Consider the following 16,209-nt stretch of genomic DNA (forward strand, 5'->3'; position numbering starts at 1 on the left):
AGAATAAACAACCTTATTATCCTTAAAAAACAGCAACGTTTCTCAAAGAAATGTAAGGATTATGGAAAGTGTGAATCTATATTTTAAAAAAGGAAGCAGCAGACACACCTGCAGCTCCCTTTATTTTACAGCGGTAAGTCTCGATTTACTCGTCCACAACTCAATACAACCTAGCTCACATTTGAAGTTATAATTTAAGCTTAGCCCTTTGCAGATTCCCCAGCGGCATCAGCCTTCAGCAGTGAAGGTGCTGCAGAGAATAGCTCGCCGGCTACTGCAGGAAGCCTTACATCTGCTGTATCGGCACCAAACAGATGACGGAACACTTCTTCCACCGTTTCCATAGGTATGACTCGTAGAGGGGCGAGATCAGCGAATAAGGACTGCCAGTTTTCTTTTGGAATAAGCACCGTAGTAGCTCCCGCTTGAAAAGCAGCCTCCACCTTCGCAATTACACCACCAACAGGCTTCACGCGGCCATGAATGCCTATCTCACCAGTGATCGCTACGGTATTATCCACGGGCAGACCACGAATAGCGGAGACGATAGCCACGGCCATCGCAATTCCTGCTGAAGGTCCATCAATCGGTGTACCCCCAGGGAAGTTGACATGCAGATCATAACGGTCCGGCTCCAGATTCATGGTGCGCAGTACGGTCAATACATTCTCAACCGAGCCTTTGGCCATACTCTTTCTCCGAATCGTGCGAGAACCTCCACCGATCTCTTCCTCATCTACTACTCCGGTTACGTTCAGTCTACCTTGACCATTCTGCGCAGGCGCTGCGGATACCTCGATTTCGAGCAAGGTGCCCATACCTGGTCCATACACTGCGAGCCCATTAACTAATCCAATCTGAGGCGCCGAAGGAATCTTGCGTTCTGTACGAAGTGGAAGCTGGCTACTGCCTGCTACCCATTCTACATCAGCAGCGTTTAGCGTATCTCTTTGCTCAGTTAGCGCTAATCCAGCTGCGAGCTGAATCATATTAACCGCCTCCCGGCCATTTGTTGCATATTGCTGCACTACAGTGACAGCATCCGGGCTTGGCTTCAGTCCGATCTTCTGTATCGCGTCACGCGCGATGACTGCAATCTCATCCGGCAATAGCGGACGGAAATAAATCTCCATGCAGCGCGAGCGCAGCGCGGGAGAGATCTCATCCGGGGAACGCGTAGTAGCGCCAACTAACCGGAAATCAGCGGGTAAGCCATTTTGAAAAATATCATGAATATAAGCCGGAGTGTTATTATCCTCCGAATTATAATATGCGCTCTCTAATAGCACCTTCCGGTCCTCCAGCACCTTTAAGAGCTTATTCATCTGAATGGGGTGAAGCTCACCGATCTCATCCAGAAAGAGAATCCCGCCATGCGCCTTCGTCACCGCTCCCGGCTTCGGTTGTGGCACACCCGCCACGCCCATAGCTCCGGCGCCCTGATAAATAGGATCATGCACCGATCCGATTAACGGGTCGGCAATACCACGCTCATCAAAACGAGCGGTTGTGGCATCGATCTCTGTGAATTTGGCGTCACTTTTAAAAGGGGAAAGAACATTTTTTTTCGCCTCTTCCATGACTACACGCGCTGCGGCAGTCTTGCCAACTCCTGGCGGACCATAGATAATTACATGCTGCGGGTTAGCGCTGCATAGTGCGGCCTTCAAGGCGCGCAGCCCGTCTTTTTGCCCGACAATATCTCCAATAGAAGCCGGCCTAGTTTTCTCCGACAATGGTTTGGTCAGTGAAATCATTCGCATTTTTCGAAGTTTATCCAATTCCTTGCGCGACTCTCGTTCTACTGCTGTCTTGTTTGTCTTTTGACCCCGCAGCAGATTCCAAAAGTATACGCCGATAACCAGCGCGAAAAAGAGCTGCACGATCATCACAACTATACTTAATTCCATAGGTCATCCTCCTGTTTCGTTCAGTCTACCTTTCCACCTTTGGCTACTATTAGGTAGTATAGCCGTTTCGGTAATTAGTAAACGCACAATTGAGGATTTGTTGAATTGAGTATCTCCATACGCCGAAATCGCTTAGTGCGCAGAGTATCCTTTGGCTTGGAATGGGGATGCCATTGCTAGCTTACCGACAATTGCGGAAATCCTCCCTGATTATTCGTTATATATGCTCTCTACGCTGACAATTGCGGAAATTCCCCCTGATTATTCGCTCAGAAAGGCTCAAAATGCGGAAATCGCCCATTAATTAGGGAGTTTTTCCGCAATTAAGCCCATTACGAGCAATATCAAGCATAGATCAGGGAGAATTTCCCTAATTAGTTGGCGTCCATCGGTATCCAAAATTCGCTCCATTCATCACACTCACTAAGCACGCAAAGTAACCTTTTGTTGGGTAATTACCTTCATTACTCTACAGCCCTCGGTATCCAAACTTCGCTCCATTCATCACACTCACTAAGCACGCAAAGTAACCTTTTGTTGGGTAATTACCTTGATTACTCTACAGCCCTCGGTATCCGAACTTTGCTCCATTCTCAACACTTACTAAGAACGCAAAGTAACCTTCAGATGGGTAAGTACCTTGATTACTCTACAGCCCTCGGTATCCAAACTTTGCTCCATTCATCACACTCACTAAGCACGCAAAGTAACCTTCAGATGGGTAAGTACCTTGATTACTCTACAGCCCTCGGTAACCAAACTTTGCTCCATTCTCCACACTCGCTAAGCACGCAAAGTAACCTTTAGATGGGTAATTACCTTGATTACTCTACAGCCCTCGGTATCCAAAATTCGCTCCATTCATCACACTCACTAAGCACGCAAAGTAACCTTCAGATGGGTAATTACCTTCACTACTCTACAGCCCTCGGTAACCAAACTTTGCTCCATTCTCCACACTCGCTAAGCACGCAAAGTAACCATTAGATGAGTAAGTACCTTGATTACTCTACAGCCCTCGGTATCCAAACTTTGCTCCATTCATCACACTCACTAAGCACGCAAAGTAACCTTTTGATGGGTAAGTACCTTGATTACTCTACAACCCTCGGTATCCAAACTTTACTCCGTTCATCACACTCGCTAAGCACGCAAAGTAACCTTTTGTTGGGTAGTACCTTGATTACTCTACAGCCCTCGGTATCCGAACTTTGCTCCATTCTCAACACTTACTAAGAACGCAAAGTAACCTTCAGAACAGTATGCCGATTGCCGATAATTGGGGAAATCCTCCCTGATTTTCGTCATATTTGCTCCCTACGCTCACAATTGCGGAATTTCTCCCTGATTATTTGCTCAGAAGGCTCAAAACGTGGAAATCGCCCATTAATTAGGGAGTTTTTCCGCAATCTAGCCTATTTCGAGCAATATCAAGCATAGATCAGGGAGAATTTCCCTAATTACTTGTCACTACTTCACACTTTGCTACATTCTGTTCAATCCCAATAATAAAGAACATCACGTGCCAGTTTATACTCAACATTTTTAACACCAACTCCCCTTCTTACTGGAGCCAGCCAGCCTTTTTCGCATAAATTAACTAACATCGTTCGTACAGTCTTGGGATCTAACCCAAAGTAATCTGACACATCTTTTGGACGCACTGTCCCAGCTTTACGGACAACTAAACGGATAATTTCCTTCTCAGCGAGTAGAAGTCTACCGCCCGGTGCACTAACAACCTGATGTCGACTTAGCGCCATAGTCAGCAATGTGATGCATAAATCAGGCCGCTCGTTCACATCATCATAGGCAAATGAAATTACTTGGTACCCCATCCCGTACAGGAAAGTTTCACGATTCAGCTCATTGCTATACTTTTGTCGGTCCATGTCTCGTACATGTGCTGCATAACCCTTGATCTCGAACAACAGCTTCACTGGTCCTGGCAAATACGCAAAGTCAGCAAAGTATGATCGTCCGCGCCAATCCAGCACCTCATACTCCGGATGCAGATCCTTGAAGTCCCCACGAAGCGGCCACCATACATTCTGCAAAAACATTTCTTCGGCATGACGATGTCCTCTCTCCAACCTTCCCCGTCTTTCACCTGTCCTGCTTGTTAGATGTCGCTCTATAAATGCTTCATGGGCTTGTTCATAATTCATTCGATGTTCCCCCTATAAAATTAATTTCACGTAAAAAAAAGAACGCCCCGTTCCCACCACCAGATAAACCGGGGTGTAACAGGGCGTTCTTCGCCACCTATTATTAACGAATCATAAATTCGTAAAAGACCAGATTACTTCGATTGCACAGGAGGTGCAAGATTAGCGTGTGCACGGCCTGGAATTTCACCAGTTTCCTCATACGCCACAACAATCGCATCAATTTCCTTCTTCAGCTCGTTCACTAGTTCCGCTTCAGGGACTTTACGAATCATTTGTCCGTAACGGAACAACAAACCTTCCCCACGGGCACCAGCAATACCGATATCTGCTTCACGTGCCTCACCAGGACCATTAACGGCGCAGCCAAGCACGGAAACTTTAATAGGCACCTTAAGCTTCGAAATGTATTCTTCCACCTCATTAGCGATGGAGAAAAGATCGATATCCAGTCGGCCGCAAGTTGGACAAGAGATCAGCGTTGCCGCGTTAGAGATCAGACCAAAGGTCTTCAGCAGCTCGCGTGCCACCTTAACTTCTTCCACTGGATCAGCGCTAAGCGAGATACGCAGGGTGCTGCCGATGCCCATAGAGAGCAGTGCACCGATACCCGCGGAGCTTTTTACTGTACCGGCAAACAAGGTGCCGGATTCTGTAATCCCAAGGTGCAGCGGATAAGGAATGACTTCCGCAGCCTGACGGTAAGCTTCGATGGCCATAGGCACATCGGATGCTTTTAAAGATACGATAATGTCGTGGAAATCCAGCTCTTCCAAAATACCAATATGGTACAGTGCACTTTCTACCATAGCTTCTGGAGTCGGATATCCGTATTTCTCCAAGAGATGATTCTCCAAAGAACCGGCGTTTACACCAATCCGAATCGGAATTCCTTTTTCTTTACACGCTTTAACTACTGCTTCTACCTTCTCCCGACGACCGATATTGCCCGGATTAATCCGTACTTTATCGATGCCGTTCTCAATAGCCATCAGCGCGAGCTTATAGTTAAAATGAATATCCGCTACGAGTGGGATATGAATCTGCTTCTTGATCTCCTTAATCGCGGCGGCTGCCTCTTCATTGTTGACAGTAACGCGTACCAGTTGGCAGCCTGCTTCCTCAAGCCGTAAAATTTCGGCTACAGTAGCCTCCACATCAGCTGTTTTGGTTGTACACATGCTTTGAATCGCAACCTCGTTGTTTCCCCCAATAATGAGCCCGCCAACATTGACAGGACGGGTTTGGTGTCTCAAGAACATGATTTTTCTCCCCCATAACGCCAAAGCTCCACCCCTTCGCAACCGCTAGTGAAGCGGGATAAGCGGAAGAAAGGTGGAGACAGTGACATGTATTGTTAAGGTAAGCGACTTACGCGCTTTCCTCTTTCTTCTTATCTTTCTTAAGGTTCAATTCAGGCAAAGCCTTCTCTTGAACGACCTGCTCCGTGATCACACAATCCTTGATATCATCGCGTGAAGGAACTTCATACATCACATCAAGCATGATGCTCTCAATAATCGCGCGCAGTCCACGGGCTCCCGTATTGCGTTTGATCGCTTCCTTGGCAATTGCTTCGAGTGCCAACGGTTCGAACTTCAGCGCTACGTTATCCATTTCCAGCAGCTTGATGTATTGTTTCGTGAGTGCATTCTTAGGCTCGGAAAGGATACGCACCAGCGTATTCTCATCAAGCGGCTCCAAAGTCGAGATAACCGGTAGACGGCCTACAAATTCAGGAATTAATCCGAATTTGAGCAAGTCTTCAGGCAATACCATCGACAAATATTCGCCAGGCTTGAGATCCTTTTGTCCTTCAACCGCTGCGTTGAAGCCAATGACTTTTTTACCGATACGGCGTTTAATCATTTGCTCCAGACCGTCAAAGGCACCGCCAACGATGAACAAAATGTTCGTCGTGTCGATTTGAATAAACTCTTGATGTGGATGCTTACGTCCACCTTGTGGAGGTACAGAAGCAACTGTTCCTTCCAGAATCTTCAGAAGCGCTTGCTGAACACCTTCACCGGATACGTCACGAGTAATGGACGGGTTCTCGGATTTACGTGCCACTTTATCAATCTCATCAATATAGATAATGCCGCGTTCGGCTTTCTCCACATCATAATCTGCCGCTTGAATCAGCTTAAGCAGAATGTTCTCAACATCCTCGCCGACATATCCAGCTTCCGTTAGGGAAGTAGCGTCTGCAATAGCAAAAGGAACGTTGATAATCTTCGCCATCGTCTGAGCAAGCAAGGTTTTACCCGAACCTGTTGGACCAAGCAAGAGAATATTACTCTTTGTCAATTCAACATCTTCGATCTTGCTTTGGCTGTTCACACGTTTATAGTGATTGTAAACCGCAACAGACAACGATTTCTTCGCTTGTTCTTGACCGATTACATATTGATCCAAAATGTCGCGGATTTCCTTTGGTTTTGGAATATCCTTCAGATCAAGCTCTTCCTCATGACCGAGCTCTTCTTCCACGATTTCCGTGCAAAGCTCGATACATTCGTCACATATATAAACGCCCGGTCCTGCTACAAGCTTACGAACCTGCTCTTGTGATTTGCCGCAAAAAGAACATTTCAATTGCCCTTTTTCATCATTAAATTTAAACATCTAACCACCCCTTTAAGATTTCATCGGTGAAGAAAGAACCTGGTCAATAAGCCCATATTCCTTGGCTTCTTCCGCGCTCATGAAGTTATCGCGGTCTGTGTCCCGTTCGATTTTTTCAAGGGGCTGACCTGTGCGATCTACATAAATTTGATTCAACTTCTGTTTCGTCTTGAGGATCCAATCGGTATGAATCCAAATGTCGGACGCTTGACCTTGAACACCACCGAGCGGTTGATGAATCATAACTTCGCTGTTAGTCAGCGCATATCTTTTGCCCGGAGCCCCAGCTGTTAGAAGGAGCGATCCCATGCTTGCCGCCATTCCTACACAAATGGTTGAAACATCCGGTTTGATATATTGCATCGTATCGTATATACCCATGCCGGCTGTTACTGAACCACCGGGTGAGTTGAGGTACAAGTGAATGTCCTTCTCGGGATCATCTGCTGCAAGGAACAGCAGTTGAGCAATAACCAGATTGGCGACATCATCGTCAATCGCACTGCTTAAGAAAATAATGCGATCCTTGAGCAATCTGGAATAGATATCGTATGAACGTTCCCCACGACTTGTTGATTCCACAACCATTGGTACCAGACTCATGCCACCAACCTCTTTTCTCTTTACAGATTAGTCTTATCGTTTCAAAAATATTTTAACACGTTCACGGCTCGATGTCATTTTTTCACTACAGCAGACCTGTCCACTGCTTGTCAATAATGATTGTCACGCCATTTTTTTATTACCATACGCTCATACGAATACCTATGTACTCACATATATCTGTGGCCGAGGATAAAAATAAGGCACGTAACGAAACTTACGTGCCTTATCATATCTGTATGGAGGCCGACTTACTTGGCCGTTCTAGGTAGTGTCAAAAAGATCTTACTCAGCTTTAGTGTCTTCAGCAGCTGGTGCTTCTTCTACTGCTTCAACTTCTACACTGTTGCTAACAAGGAAATCAATGGTTTTGCGCAAAGAAAGTTCTTCGCTCAAGCTGCCCAGGGAACCGTTAGCTGCCAAGATGCTGCGAATTTCTTCAGGAGTACGTTTGTAAGCTTCAGCCATAGTAGCCAACTCTTCGTTAACTTCTTCTTCAGAAACTTCAATGTTCTCTTCTTTAGCGATAACTTCCAGTACCAGGTTGTTGCGAACGCGTTTTTCAGCATCGCCTTTCATTTGGTTCTGCAAGTCTTCACGTGTTTGACCGGAGAAGCTAAGGAACATATCCATGTTCATACCTTGTTGACGAAGACGAGTGTCGAAATCACGAACCATGTTCTCAACTTCACTGTTGATCATTGCTTCTGGGATCTCAACTTCAGCGTTTGCTGCTGCTTTATCAACAACTGCGTTCTCACGAAGACCTTTCAGTTCATCCTGTTTACGGGATTCGAGCTGAGCTTTCAGATCCGCTTTGTACTCTTCCAAAGTTTCGAATTCACTTACATCTTTAGCGAACTCATCATCGAGTGCAGGAAGTTGTTTGCGTTTGATTTCGTGCAGTTTCACTTTGAATACTGCTTTCTTACCCGCAAGGTTCTCTGCATGATATTCTTCTGGGAAAGTAACTTCGATATCTTTGAAATCTCCAGTGGACATTCCCACTACTTGCTCTTCAAATCCAGGAATGAAGGAGTTGCTACCAAGCTCAAGAGAATGACGCTCAGCTTTTCCGCCTTCGAACGCTACGTCATCAACGTATCCGTCAAAATCGATCACAGCGATGTCGCCGTTAGCTGCTGCTTCTTCTTCAATTACAACGAGTTCAGCATGACGCTCTTGCAGACGAGCAAGCTCAGCGCTCAACTCTTCTTCAGTCACTTCAGCTTTTTGTACTGGAACTTCCAGACCTTTGTAATCGCCAAGCTTCACTTCAGGTTTAACCGTGATCTTCGCTTTGAAGATAAAGGATTGACCTTTAGCAAATTGCTCAATATCAACTTCAGGACGGTCTACAGGGAAGATGTCAGTTTGTTCAACTGCTTCACCGTAAGCTTCAGGAAGAAGAATGTCGATTGCATCTTGGTACAAGCTTTCTACACCAAAACGGGATTCAAAGATCGGGCGTGGCACTTTACCTTTACGGAAGCCTGGTACGTTAGCTTTCTTAACGACTTTGTTAAAAGCTTTATCGAGTGCTGCTGCAACGCGTTCTGCGTCAACTTCTACTTCAAGAACTCCAAGGTTCTTCTCTATTTTTTCCCATGTTGCTTTCATATTATACTTTTCCCTCCAAAATATAGGTTCACAAGTTTACTTCAAAAAATGATACAATCCACGCACAGAATAACCATTATATTATATACAACATTACTTTATTTATCAAGTAGAGAAGTCTTTACAAAACCCTTGATCGCACGATAAGCTCCCTCAAATTGAAAGCGCATGCCGTCTGTAATGCCGTACATTCCACGAGTCTCCTCTTCTTGCCGTGTACCGTTTAAGCTCTCGGATACAAACTGGTGTAACGCCCCTGCCCAAATATCCAGCAGCGCATCTTCTCCATCCAGTAATTTCCGATACTCTTCCGATCCATAAATCGACATGACGAACTGACCCCAGAGCTCCTGTGCAAAATAATACAGCGTAGGCTCGTGTACCTCCGCCTGTTCGGCTACCCGCTCCAGCACCTGACTCACCTGCGGTGGAAAATCCTCGGTCTGCAGCGGCACACTTTCAATCTCTACAATTGCTGTTTCGTGACCTCGAATCAGATTGACCGTACCCTGCATCCCACGCCGCCGAAGGGTCTGCAGGGTCCGAAATTGCAGCAGTGGGTGAACATTATCCCCCTGCAGCCAAGCCGTCAGCGCCTCATCGACTCCGCCGCCTTCCAGATAAGAAAGCTGCTCTAGTGCTAGGATTGTCGCCTCTGACAGCGGCTCATTCATTACCCGCTGCAGCAGCTTTTGAGGGTACCCCGCATCCTCGGTCATTTTTGATTTGGCCAAAAGACGGGCCATATCTTCTTCTCTTAAATCTTCGTCTTCGGGGTGAACGGCTCCTTCTGCATCTCCATTCTGGGACGCATAGGGGAACGCCGTTTCCAGCCATTCCAGCAAAGACCGCCATTCTTCGTAATTTCGCTCTTCCTGACCTTGACACTGCAGCAAAAAACGAAGCAGTTCCATCGCTTCCCCGTACCGTTCACTCTCCAGCATCACCGTAAGCTGGATTTGATAATAGTCCAGTGTCTTGGGAAACAGGACGATATTTTCTTTTGTGGCGGGGGAATCTGAATCTTTAATGAGGGCACCTCCTTATAGCTAATTATGTGAATTGAATTCTAAAACGTCATAAATGTTATTAAGACCTTAAGCTTCATCCGAAACTTAATAATTGTAGATTATAGCATACCCCGTACTCTTTTTAAAAAACAGCTTGAAAAACTTTAACGCATATGATAAGATAAATCCTGCTTGCTTTTCAGCCATCATTCATGTCCCGGTAGCTCAGCTGGATAGAGCATGCGCCTTCTAAGCGCACGGTCAGGGGTTCGAATCCCTTCCGGGACGTCAGTGAAACAGCCTTCCTTCGGGAAGGCTGTTTCTGCGTTCAGGGGATGTGAAGCACCGGGTTCTTCGGAGTGAGCATCGAAAACGTACGCTTCGCGTCAGCCCGTTAGGGCTGCATCCCGCACGCGACATCAGCATAACAGCCTTCCTTCGGGGAGGCTGTTATTGCGTTCTGCGGTAGAAACACTCGACGTATATGCTTAAAGAATACTCGACTCTTCAGACGCAAAATGTAATGTTAATCATCTGACAGGTTGTTGAATAATATGTGGCTGGGATAATAGCGATTGTTGTTATTAGAGGCTTATTAGAAGCATTCTAAGATACTATGACGACTAGGTACGCACGATTAACTATATTGGTTGAAGGAACTTGGAACTGGAGCGAGTGTGGTTAGTGTTCCTCGGAGTATCCTAAGGTGCTGTGACGACTAGTTTCGCACGATTAACTAGAATGGTTGAAGGAACTTGGAACTGGAGCGAGTGTGGTCGGTGTTCCTCAAAGTATCCTTGATTGTATATAGATGTGTTACGTTCATCTCATTAGGTTTGTTAAGAAACTTGTGGCTGAAGCTTGTACGGTTAGCGTTCTTCGGTACATCCTAGGGTCTGTGACGGCTGGGTACGCTCGATTAACTAGATTGGTTTAAAGAACTTGGAACTGGAGCGAGTGTGGTTAGTGTTCCTCGGAGTATCCTAAGGTGCTGTGACGACTAGTTTCGCACGATTAACTAGATTGGTTTAAGGAACTTGGAACTGGAGCGAGTATGGTTGGCGTTCCTCAGAGTATCCTAAGGTGCTGTGACAGCTAGGTTCGCTCGATTAATTAGATTGGTTTAAAGAACTCGGAACTGGAGCGAGTGTGATCGGCGTTCCTCGGAGTATCCTAAGGTGCTGTGACGACTAGGTTCGCTCGATAAACTAGAATGGTTAAAGGAACTTAGAACTGGGGCGAGTACGGTTGGCGTTCCTCGGAGTATCCTAATGTGCTGTGACGGCTAGGTACTCTCGATTAACTAGATTGGTTGAAGGAACTTGGAACTGGAGCGAGTACGGTTAATGTTCCTCGGAGTATCCTAGGGTGCTGTGACGACAGGTACGCTTGATAAACTAGAATGGTTGAAGGAACTTGGAACTGGGGCGAGTATGGTTGGCGTTCCTCAGAGTATCCTAAGGTGCTGTGACGGCTAGGTACGCTCGATTAACTAGATTGGTTGAAGGAACTAGAGGCTTGATGGTTGCGGGTTATGAGCTACTTGTTTCGGATTCGTGGCAGTTTAACTGAATGAGGACCTTTCAGTTATTGGAGCTTACTTAGGGTGAAGTTCCCGTAAACTGATCGGACGGGTTATATCCTGCCGATATTATAACATTAGGGAATTTCTCCCTGAAATTCGCCTGTAATCGCTAAAAAACAAACTTTTTAGGGAAATCCTCCCTAAATATTACCTAAAAACCTCTATTTAGGTGTAAATCAAAGATATTAGAGGGAGGATTTCCCTAATTATGCTTCTAAAGACGATAAAACACTGAATTATAGGGAGATATTCCCTAATTAGGAATAAACAACTTCAATTCATCCATCAATCCGTCGAGAATCTATCAGCACCTCATCAGCAACCCATCAAACCTTACAAACAAATAAAGGCCTACAGGTTCCCCCGTAGACCCTACTTCATTACTTCCGGCGATTTCCCAACCACAGCGGGAATCGAAATACAAAATTGATAAACAAAACTACAAATACAAGTACCGCTGCCGACTTATCAGCAATTTGACGTGCATCTTCTACAATCGCCTCGGATTGTACATACCAGAGGTGTACGGCCAGGGTTTCACCCGGTGAGAACAGATTGAAGTCCCACATTTCGCCTGAGGTACTGAGACCGGCAGTAAGGATAATAACCGCAGACTCCCCGAAAGCGCGTCCAGCAACAAGACAAATCCCAGTAACGATGGCAGACATTGCAACAGGTAGGACTACCGTGCGGATCACGTGGAATTTAGTCATCCCAAGCGCATAACCAGCCTCGCGTATATCCCCTGGTACGGCACGTATCGCTTCCTCTGTTACTCGAGCAAGCATAGGTAGATTCAGTAGCGCCAAGCTGACGCCCCCGCCAAGAATCGTAAGACCGATATCGAAATATTCCGCAAAAATCGCAAGTCCGAGCATACCGAACACGATCGAAGGAACCGATGACAGTGATTCCACGCAAATACGCAGTGCCCCTGTAAATTTATTATCTGGCGCATACTCAGCCATATAGATTCCCGCACCCAAACCAATTGGAACGGAAATAATCAGCGAGATAAACAAAATGTAAAAGGAGTTGAACAACACCGGGCCAATCCCACCACCTGCATCAATCTCTTCAGGTTGTTTAATCAGGAAATCGGGCCGAAGTGCCGGTAGACCTTTACTAAGAATCGTGAAGAGCAGCCAGAAAATCAGCAGCATGACTAAAGCCCCTAACGTATAAAACCCGATGGTCGCGATTTTATTGTTTCTTTGGGCACGCGCGGTATGCTTTGTACTTGCGAATCCGTTCACGCTGCATCCCTCCTTTTTCTACCCAACACGCGGATAATCAGAATTAATACAAATGATATTACTAGCAAGAGAAATGCCATCATATGTAGCGCATAGTTCCAAGTAGAGTCAAACTCTACATTAGAGATTTGCATAACGATGTTACTAGTCAGCACCGATGCTGGCGTGAATAACGTCTTCGCCAATTGCGGTGTATTCCCGATAACCATAACTACAGCCATCGTCTCACCCACAGCACGAGTCATACCCAGAATAACCGCAGAGATAATTCCCCGGCTAGCTGCAGGCAGTATTACACGCATGATTACCTGTAAACGGGTAGATCCAAGAGCATATGCTGCATCCCGATATTTGCGCGGCACAGAGACAATGGCATCATCACTGATTCGGCAAATCGTTGGCAGCACCATTAATGCGAGCACAAGTGCAGCTGCTAACAGGCCATCACCTAAGCTCTCCCCGCTAATTCTGCGCAAGAAAGGAAGTAATACCGTTAAGCCTATATATCCGTAAACAATTGAAGGAATACCTACTAACAAATCTAGCACTGGACGGATGAAAGTCTTCATCCATTTTGGAGCAATTTCTGCACAAAGCACCGCCATCCCCACCGAGATAGGAACTGCGATCAGCAGTGTCAATGCAGTTAGAGAAAGTGTATTTACAATGAAGGCAGCCGCTCCAAAAGAATCCTCTTCCGGCGTCCAATTAAAGGAAAAGAAAAAGTCCGCAGGCGAGAGATGGCCGAACAGAAGCATAGCCGTTTTGCCGATAAATAGAATTACAAGTCCAAGCACGAAACAAAGCGCGAGAATGCTGAATAGAAAATAAAACTTGAAAAATTTGTTGCTAAACAAATGTCTACCATGACGTTTGGAGTTAGCGGTAACCTGCGTTACGCTCTCTTTTCCCCTAGTTGCCAAGCCGTGGACTGGTGCCCCCATACTTTCCCTCCTGTAAGCGGCCACCCCCGTATCAAGATCGGAGCTGGCCGCTGTTACCGTTCAATATGATCTTTAGATGATATTAGCCCTTCATTGCTGCGATCGGAATGAATTTAAGCTTTTTCAGGGAACCTTGTTGGAACTTCTTGCTTTGTACGTATTCGATAAATTCTTTTGTTGCGCCAGTAGGTTGGCCCTTAGTCATGTAGTAACCGTAAGCCCAGATCTTATAAGATCCATTGATTACGTTGTCTGTAGTAGCAGCTACACCGTTGTGTTTAACAGCTTTTACGTCGCCACTTACATATACAAGGTCGATATAACCGATAGAGTTAGGAGTTGTGCCTACTGCTGTTTTCATGTCACCGGAAGAACCAGTTTCTTTGTAGTTCTTAGCTTTTTTAACGATTTCTCCGCCATCCAAAGCTTTAGCTTGATAGTTAACGCGTGTACCGGAACCGAAAGAGCGAGTGATAACTACGATATCAGCATCAGAACCGCCTACTTCTTTCCAGTTCGTGATTTTGCCTGCGAAAATGCCTTTAAGTTGTTCAGTTGTAAGGTTATCTACGCCAACATTTTTATTCACGATTGTAGCAAAAGGAATAACAGCTACTTTGTTCGCAACTTGGCCGTCAAAAGCTTTGAAGCCTGGTACGTCGATGCTAGCATCCCAGTCGCAAGCGCCGATATCGGCGATGCCTTTTTTAACAGCTTGAGGTCCAGTTACTGAACCTTTACCTGATGCTGCGATTTTTACTTTAGGGTGCAGCTTTTGGAATTCTTTTGCCGCTTGAAGCGTCAATGGAAGAAGTGCGGTCGAACCGTTAACTGTGATCTTACCTTTTAGTGAATCAGCTGCTGCTGCAACCCCTGCGAAAGATGCGGTTACCGCAATTACAGCCGTTAGAGCCGTTACTGTTAGCTTTTTGAAAATCTTCATTTGTATTATTTCTCCTCTCGGCTCTACGCCGTTAAAATATGATTGGGGATATTTATTATTTCGACAGTTGCAACGCTTTACCGCCTTGAACTACCCATACACCGCCGTCACTTACGATAGCAAGCTTACTTCCATCATTCGAAACTGCTACTTCAGATACATCTTCAGTGGAGCGGAACAGCTCAGTCTTAGCACCATTGTTATCAATGGAATAAACTACTGTGCTTCCATCTGCCGCTGAACCTGCCACAACCAAGCCGTTCTTAACGCCAGTAGACCAAGTTACTTCTACATCAAGTGCAATTTTGCTGCTTGTTCCGTCTGCTTTTACAACCTTCAATGTGTTAGCTGCGTTACCTTCAGCATCTGCGCTCAGGTAAACTACGCTGCCATCAGCAGAAATTTCAGGGTACAGCTTGTTATCCGGTGTAGTTGTCAGTGCAACTGGTTTAGCATCTTTTGTAGCCAGGTCTAGCTTGTAAAGCTGCTCTCCAGCAGAGCTGAAGTCTACAGTAAGAGAATCTTCTGTGCTGTCCGCATCGTTCTTAGCAACACCCGTCAAGTTAACGATATAAACGGCACTCTTTTCGTCAGTGGAAATGCGCAGTTCGGATTTATTTTCAACTTTGTCCGCCAATACGGATTTTACATCACCAGTTTCTACTGAGACTTTTGCAATTTTTTCTTGCTTGTCTCCTTGGATGAAGTAAATGCTTTTACCATCGTTAGACCATACCAGATCTGTTTTTACGCTATTATCAGTACCCAGTATCTTAGTAGCTCCGCTCGACAGGTTAATCAGATTTAACAAACCAGTCTCATCGTTGAAAGCTCCCCACTGTCCATCCGGCGATACCGAGAAATCCACTGCACTGTCATTTGATGAAAATACTTCGTAGTTACCTGGTTCAGTGCTGAATTTGATAAGTTGAGCAGTTTCAGCATCACTTTTGTTCGCAATCAGATTTCCAGCTGCTGTCCAGTGTAAAGTATCAAACAATCCTTCAGGACGAGCAAAGCTTAAAATCGTGCTGGCATCAGCATCCAGCTCTCCGCCTAATGCATAAACTAACTTAGTAAGCTCCACATAGGTTTTACCGTTATAAAATACTGGAGCAACGGTGAACGTATCAGTATTACCATCTACTTGATAGCTCTTTGAGCCTGTTTTGAGTTGGACATTATGTAATCCTTTGCTGTCATTAAGTTCAAACCCGCCAGCTCCAAGTACTAACTTAGCTCCAATTTCACCAGCTACCTGATTCAGAGCGTACAGCTTGTAACCACTACTATTAATGGTGTTAAACACAATCGGCGTACCGTTTACATTCCAAGTAGCTGTACCTTCTTTAACTGCTGTTTTTGCAGCGGCTTGATTGGTAGCTACAGATTTTACATTACTGCCGATGCTAGCTGCAGATACACTCCCAACGCCTACTGTTGCAAGAAGTGCTGAAGCCAACGTTGCGCTAATCCATTTACTGTTTTTCAATTAGATTCACCCTTTTCGTATAGGTAACTGCTAATGTCATTTTCGTCTAC

At 45.6% G+C, this 16,209-nt stretch carries 12 protein-coding genes and 1 tRNA gene; 2 read left to right on the forward strand and 11 right to left on the reverse strand.

Annotation, left to right across the window (positions count from 1 at the left end; all coding sequences use genetic code 11):
• Positions 1–200 precede the first annotated feature (200 nt).
• Positions 201–1,910 carry an ATP-dependent protease LonB gene (gene lonB, locus ACDZ28_RS01515; RefSeq protein WP_375103864.1) on the reverse strand — a complete coding sequence of 570 codons (1,710 nt, stop codon included), beginning with the start codon at positions 1,908–1,910 and terminating at the stop codon, positions 201–203.
• Between the two features lie 151 nt (positions 1,911–2,061).
• Between lonB and ACDZ28_RS01520 the strand changes: the two genes are divergently transcribed.
• The gene (locus ACDZ28_RS01520) at positions 2,062–2,214 is read left to right on the forward strand and encodes a hypothetical protein (RefSeq protein WP_375103865.1); all 153 of its coding nucleotides are present in this window, start codon (positions 2,062–2,064) and stop codon (positions 2,212–2,214) included.
• A 1,192-nt stretch (positions 2,215–3,406) separates the two neighbouring features.
• On the opposite strand, the gene ACDZ28_RS01525 is transcribed toward ACDZ28_RS01520, so the two are convergent.
• From ACDZ28_RS01525 to ACDZ28_RS01550, 6 genes are all read right to left on the reverse strand, one after another.
• Positions 3,407–4,078 (reverse strand): type IV toxin-antitoxin system AbiEi family antitoxin domain-containing protein, encoded by a 672-nt coding sequence (locus tag ACDZ28_RS01525; RefSeq protein ID WP_375103866.1) that lies wholly within the window; start codon positions 4,076–4,078, stop codon positions 3,407–3,409.
• 134 nt (positions 4,079–4,212) lie between these two features.
• Positions 4,213–5,340: a flavodoxin-dependent (E)-4-hydroxy-3-methylbut-2-enyl-diphosphate synthase gene (gene ispG / locus ACDZ28_RS01530; protein WP_060621818.1), complete on the reverse strand. Its 1,128-nt coding sequence runs from the start codon at positions 5,338–5,340 to the stop codon at positions 4,213–4,215.
• Positions 5,341–5,449: 109 nt separating this feature from the next.
• Entirely contained in the window at positions 5,450–6,706 is a 1,257-nt protein-coding gene (clpX, locus tag ACDZ28_RS01535; RefSeq protein ID WP_042130648.1) for an ATP-dependent protease ATP-binding subunit ClpX, read from the reverse strand.
• Positions 6,707–6,718: 12 nt separating this feature from the next.
• Positions 6,719–7,309: an ATP-dependent Clp endopeptidase proteolytic subunit ClpP gene (gene clpP / locus ACDZ28_RS01540; RefSeq protein WP_036685049.1), complete on the reverse strand. Its 591-nt coding sequence runs from the start codon at positions 7,307–7,309 to the stop codon at positions 6,719–6,721.
• Positions 7,310–7,594: 285 nt separating this feature from the next.
• Complete coding sequence (gene tig, locus ACDZ28_RS01545; RefSeq protein WP_341114711.1) at positions 7,595–8,929, reverse strand: trigger factor; 1,335 nt, start codon at positions 8,927–8,929, stop codon at positions 7,595–7,597.
• Between the two features lie 98 nt (positions 8,930–9,027).
• Complete coding sequence (locus ACDZ28_RS01550) at positions 9,028–9,873, reverse strand: hypothetical protein (RefSeq protein ID WP_339287839.1); 846 nt, start codon at positions 9,871–9,873, stop codon at positions 9,028–9,030.
• A gap of 280 nt (positions 9,874–10,153) precedes the next feature.
• On the opposite strand from ACDZ28_RS01550, the gene ACDZ28_RS01555 reads away from it, so the two are divergent.
• Positions 10,154–10,227 (forward strand) — tRNA-Arg (locus ACDZ28_RS01555).
• 1,677 nt (positions 10,228–11,904) lie between these two features.
• On the opposite strand, the gene pstA is transcribed toward ACDZ28_RS01555, so the two are convergent.
• The 4 genes from pstA to ACDZ28_RS01575 all read right to left on the reverse strand — a co-directional run bounded on the left by pstA (position 11,905) and on the right by ACDZ28_RS01575 (position 16,159).
• Positions 11,905–12,780 carry a phosphate ABC transporter permease PstA gene (gene pstA / locus ACDZ28_RS01560; protein WP_042130653.1) on the reverse strand — a complete coding sequence of 292 codons (876 nt, stop codon included), beginning with the start codon at positions 12,778–12,780 and terminating at the stop codon, positions 11,905–11,907.
• Entirely contained in the window at positions 12,777–13,724 is a 948-nt protein-coding gene (pstC, locus tag ACDZ28_RS01565; RefSeq protein ID WP_375103867.1) for a phosphate ABC transporter permease subunit PstC, read from the reverse strand. Before pstC ends, pstA begins: the two co-directional genes overlap by 4 nt.
• A gap of 82 nt (positions 13,725–13,806) precedes the next feature.
• Positions 13,807–14,667 carry a phosphate ABC transporter substrate-binding protein gene (locus tag ACDZ28_RS01570; protein ID WP_042130657.1) on the reverse strand — a complete coding sequence of 287 codons (861 nt, stop codon included), beginning with the start codon at positions 14,665–14,667 and terminating at the stop codon, positions 13,807–13,809.
• A 55-nt stretch (positions 14,668–14,722) separates the two neighbouring features.
• Positions 14,723–16,159 carry a stalk domain-containing protein gene (locus ACDZ28_RS01575; RefSeq protein WP_375103868.1) on the reverse strand — a complete coding sequence of 479 codons (1,437 nt, stop codon included), beginning with the start codon at positions 16,157–16,159 and terminating at the stop codon, positions 14,723–14,725.
• Positions 16,160–16,209: the final 50 nt, after the last annotated feature.

The sequence above is a fragment of the Paenibacillus sp. RS8 genome (assembly GCF_041956825.1).
Classification (GTDB): Bacteria; Bacillota; Bacilli; order Paenibacillales; family Paenibacillaceae; genus Paenibacillus_AQ.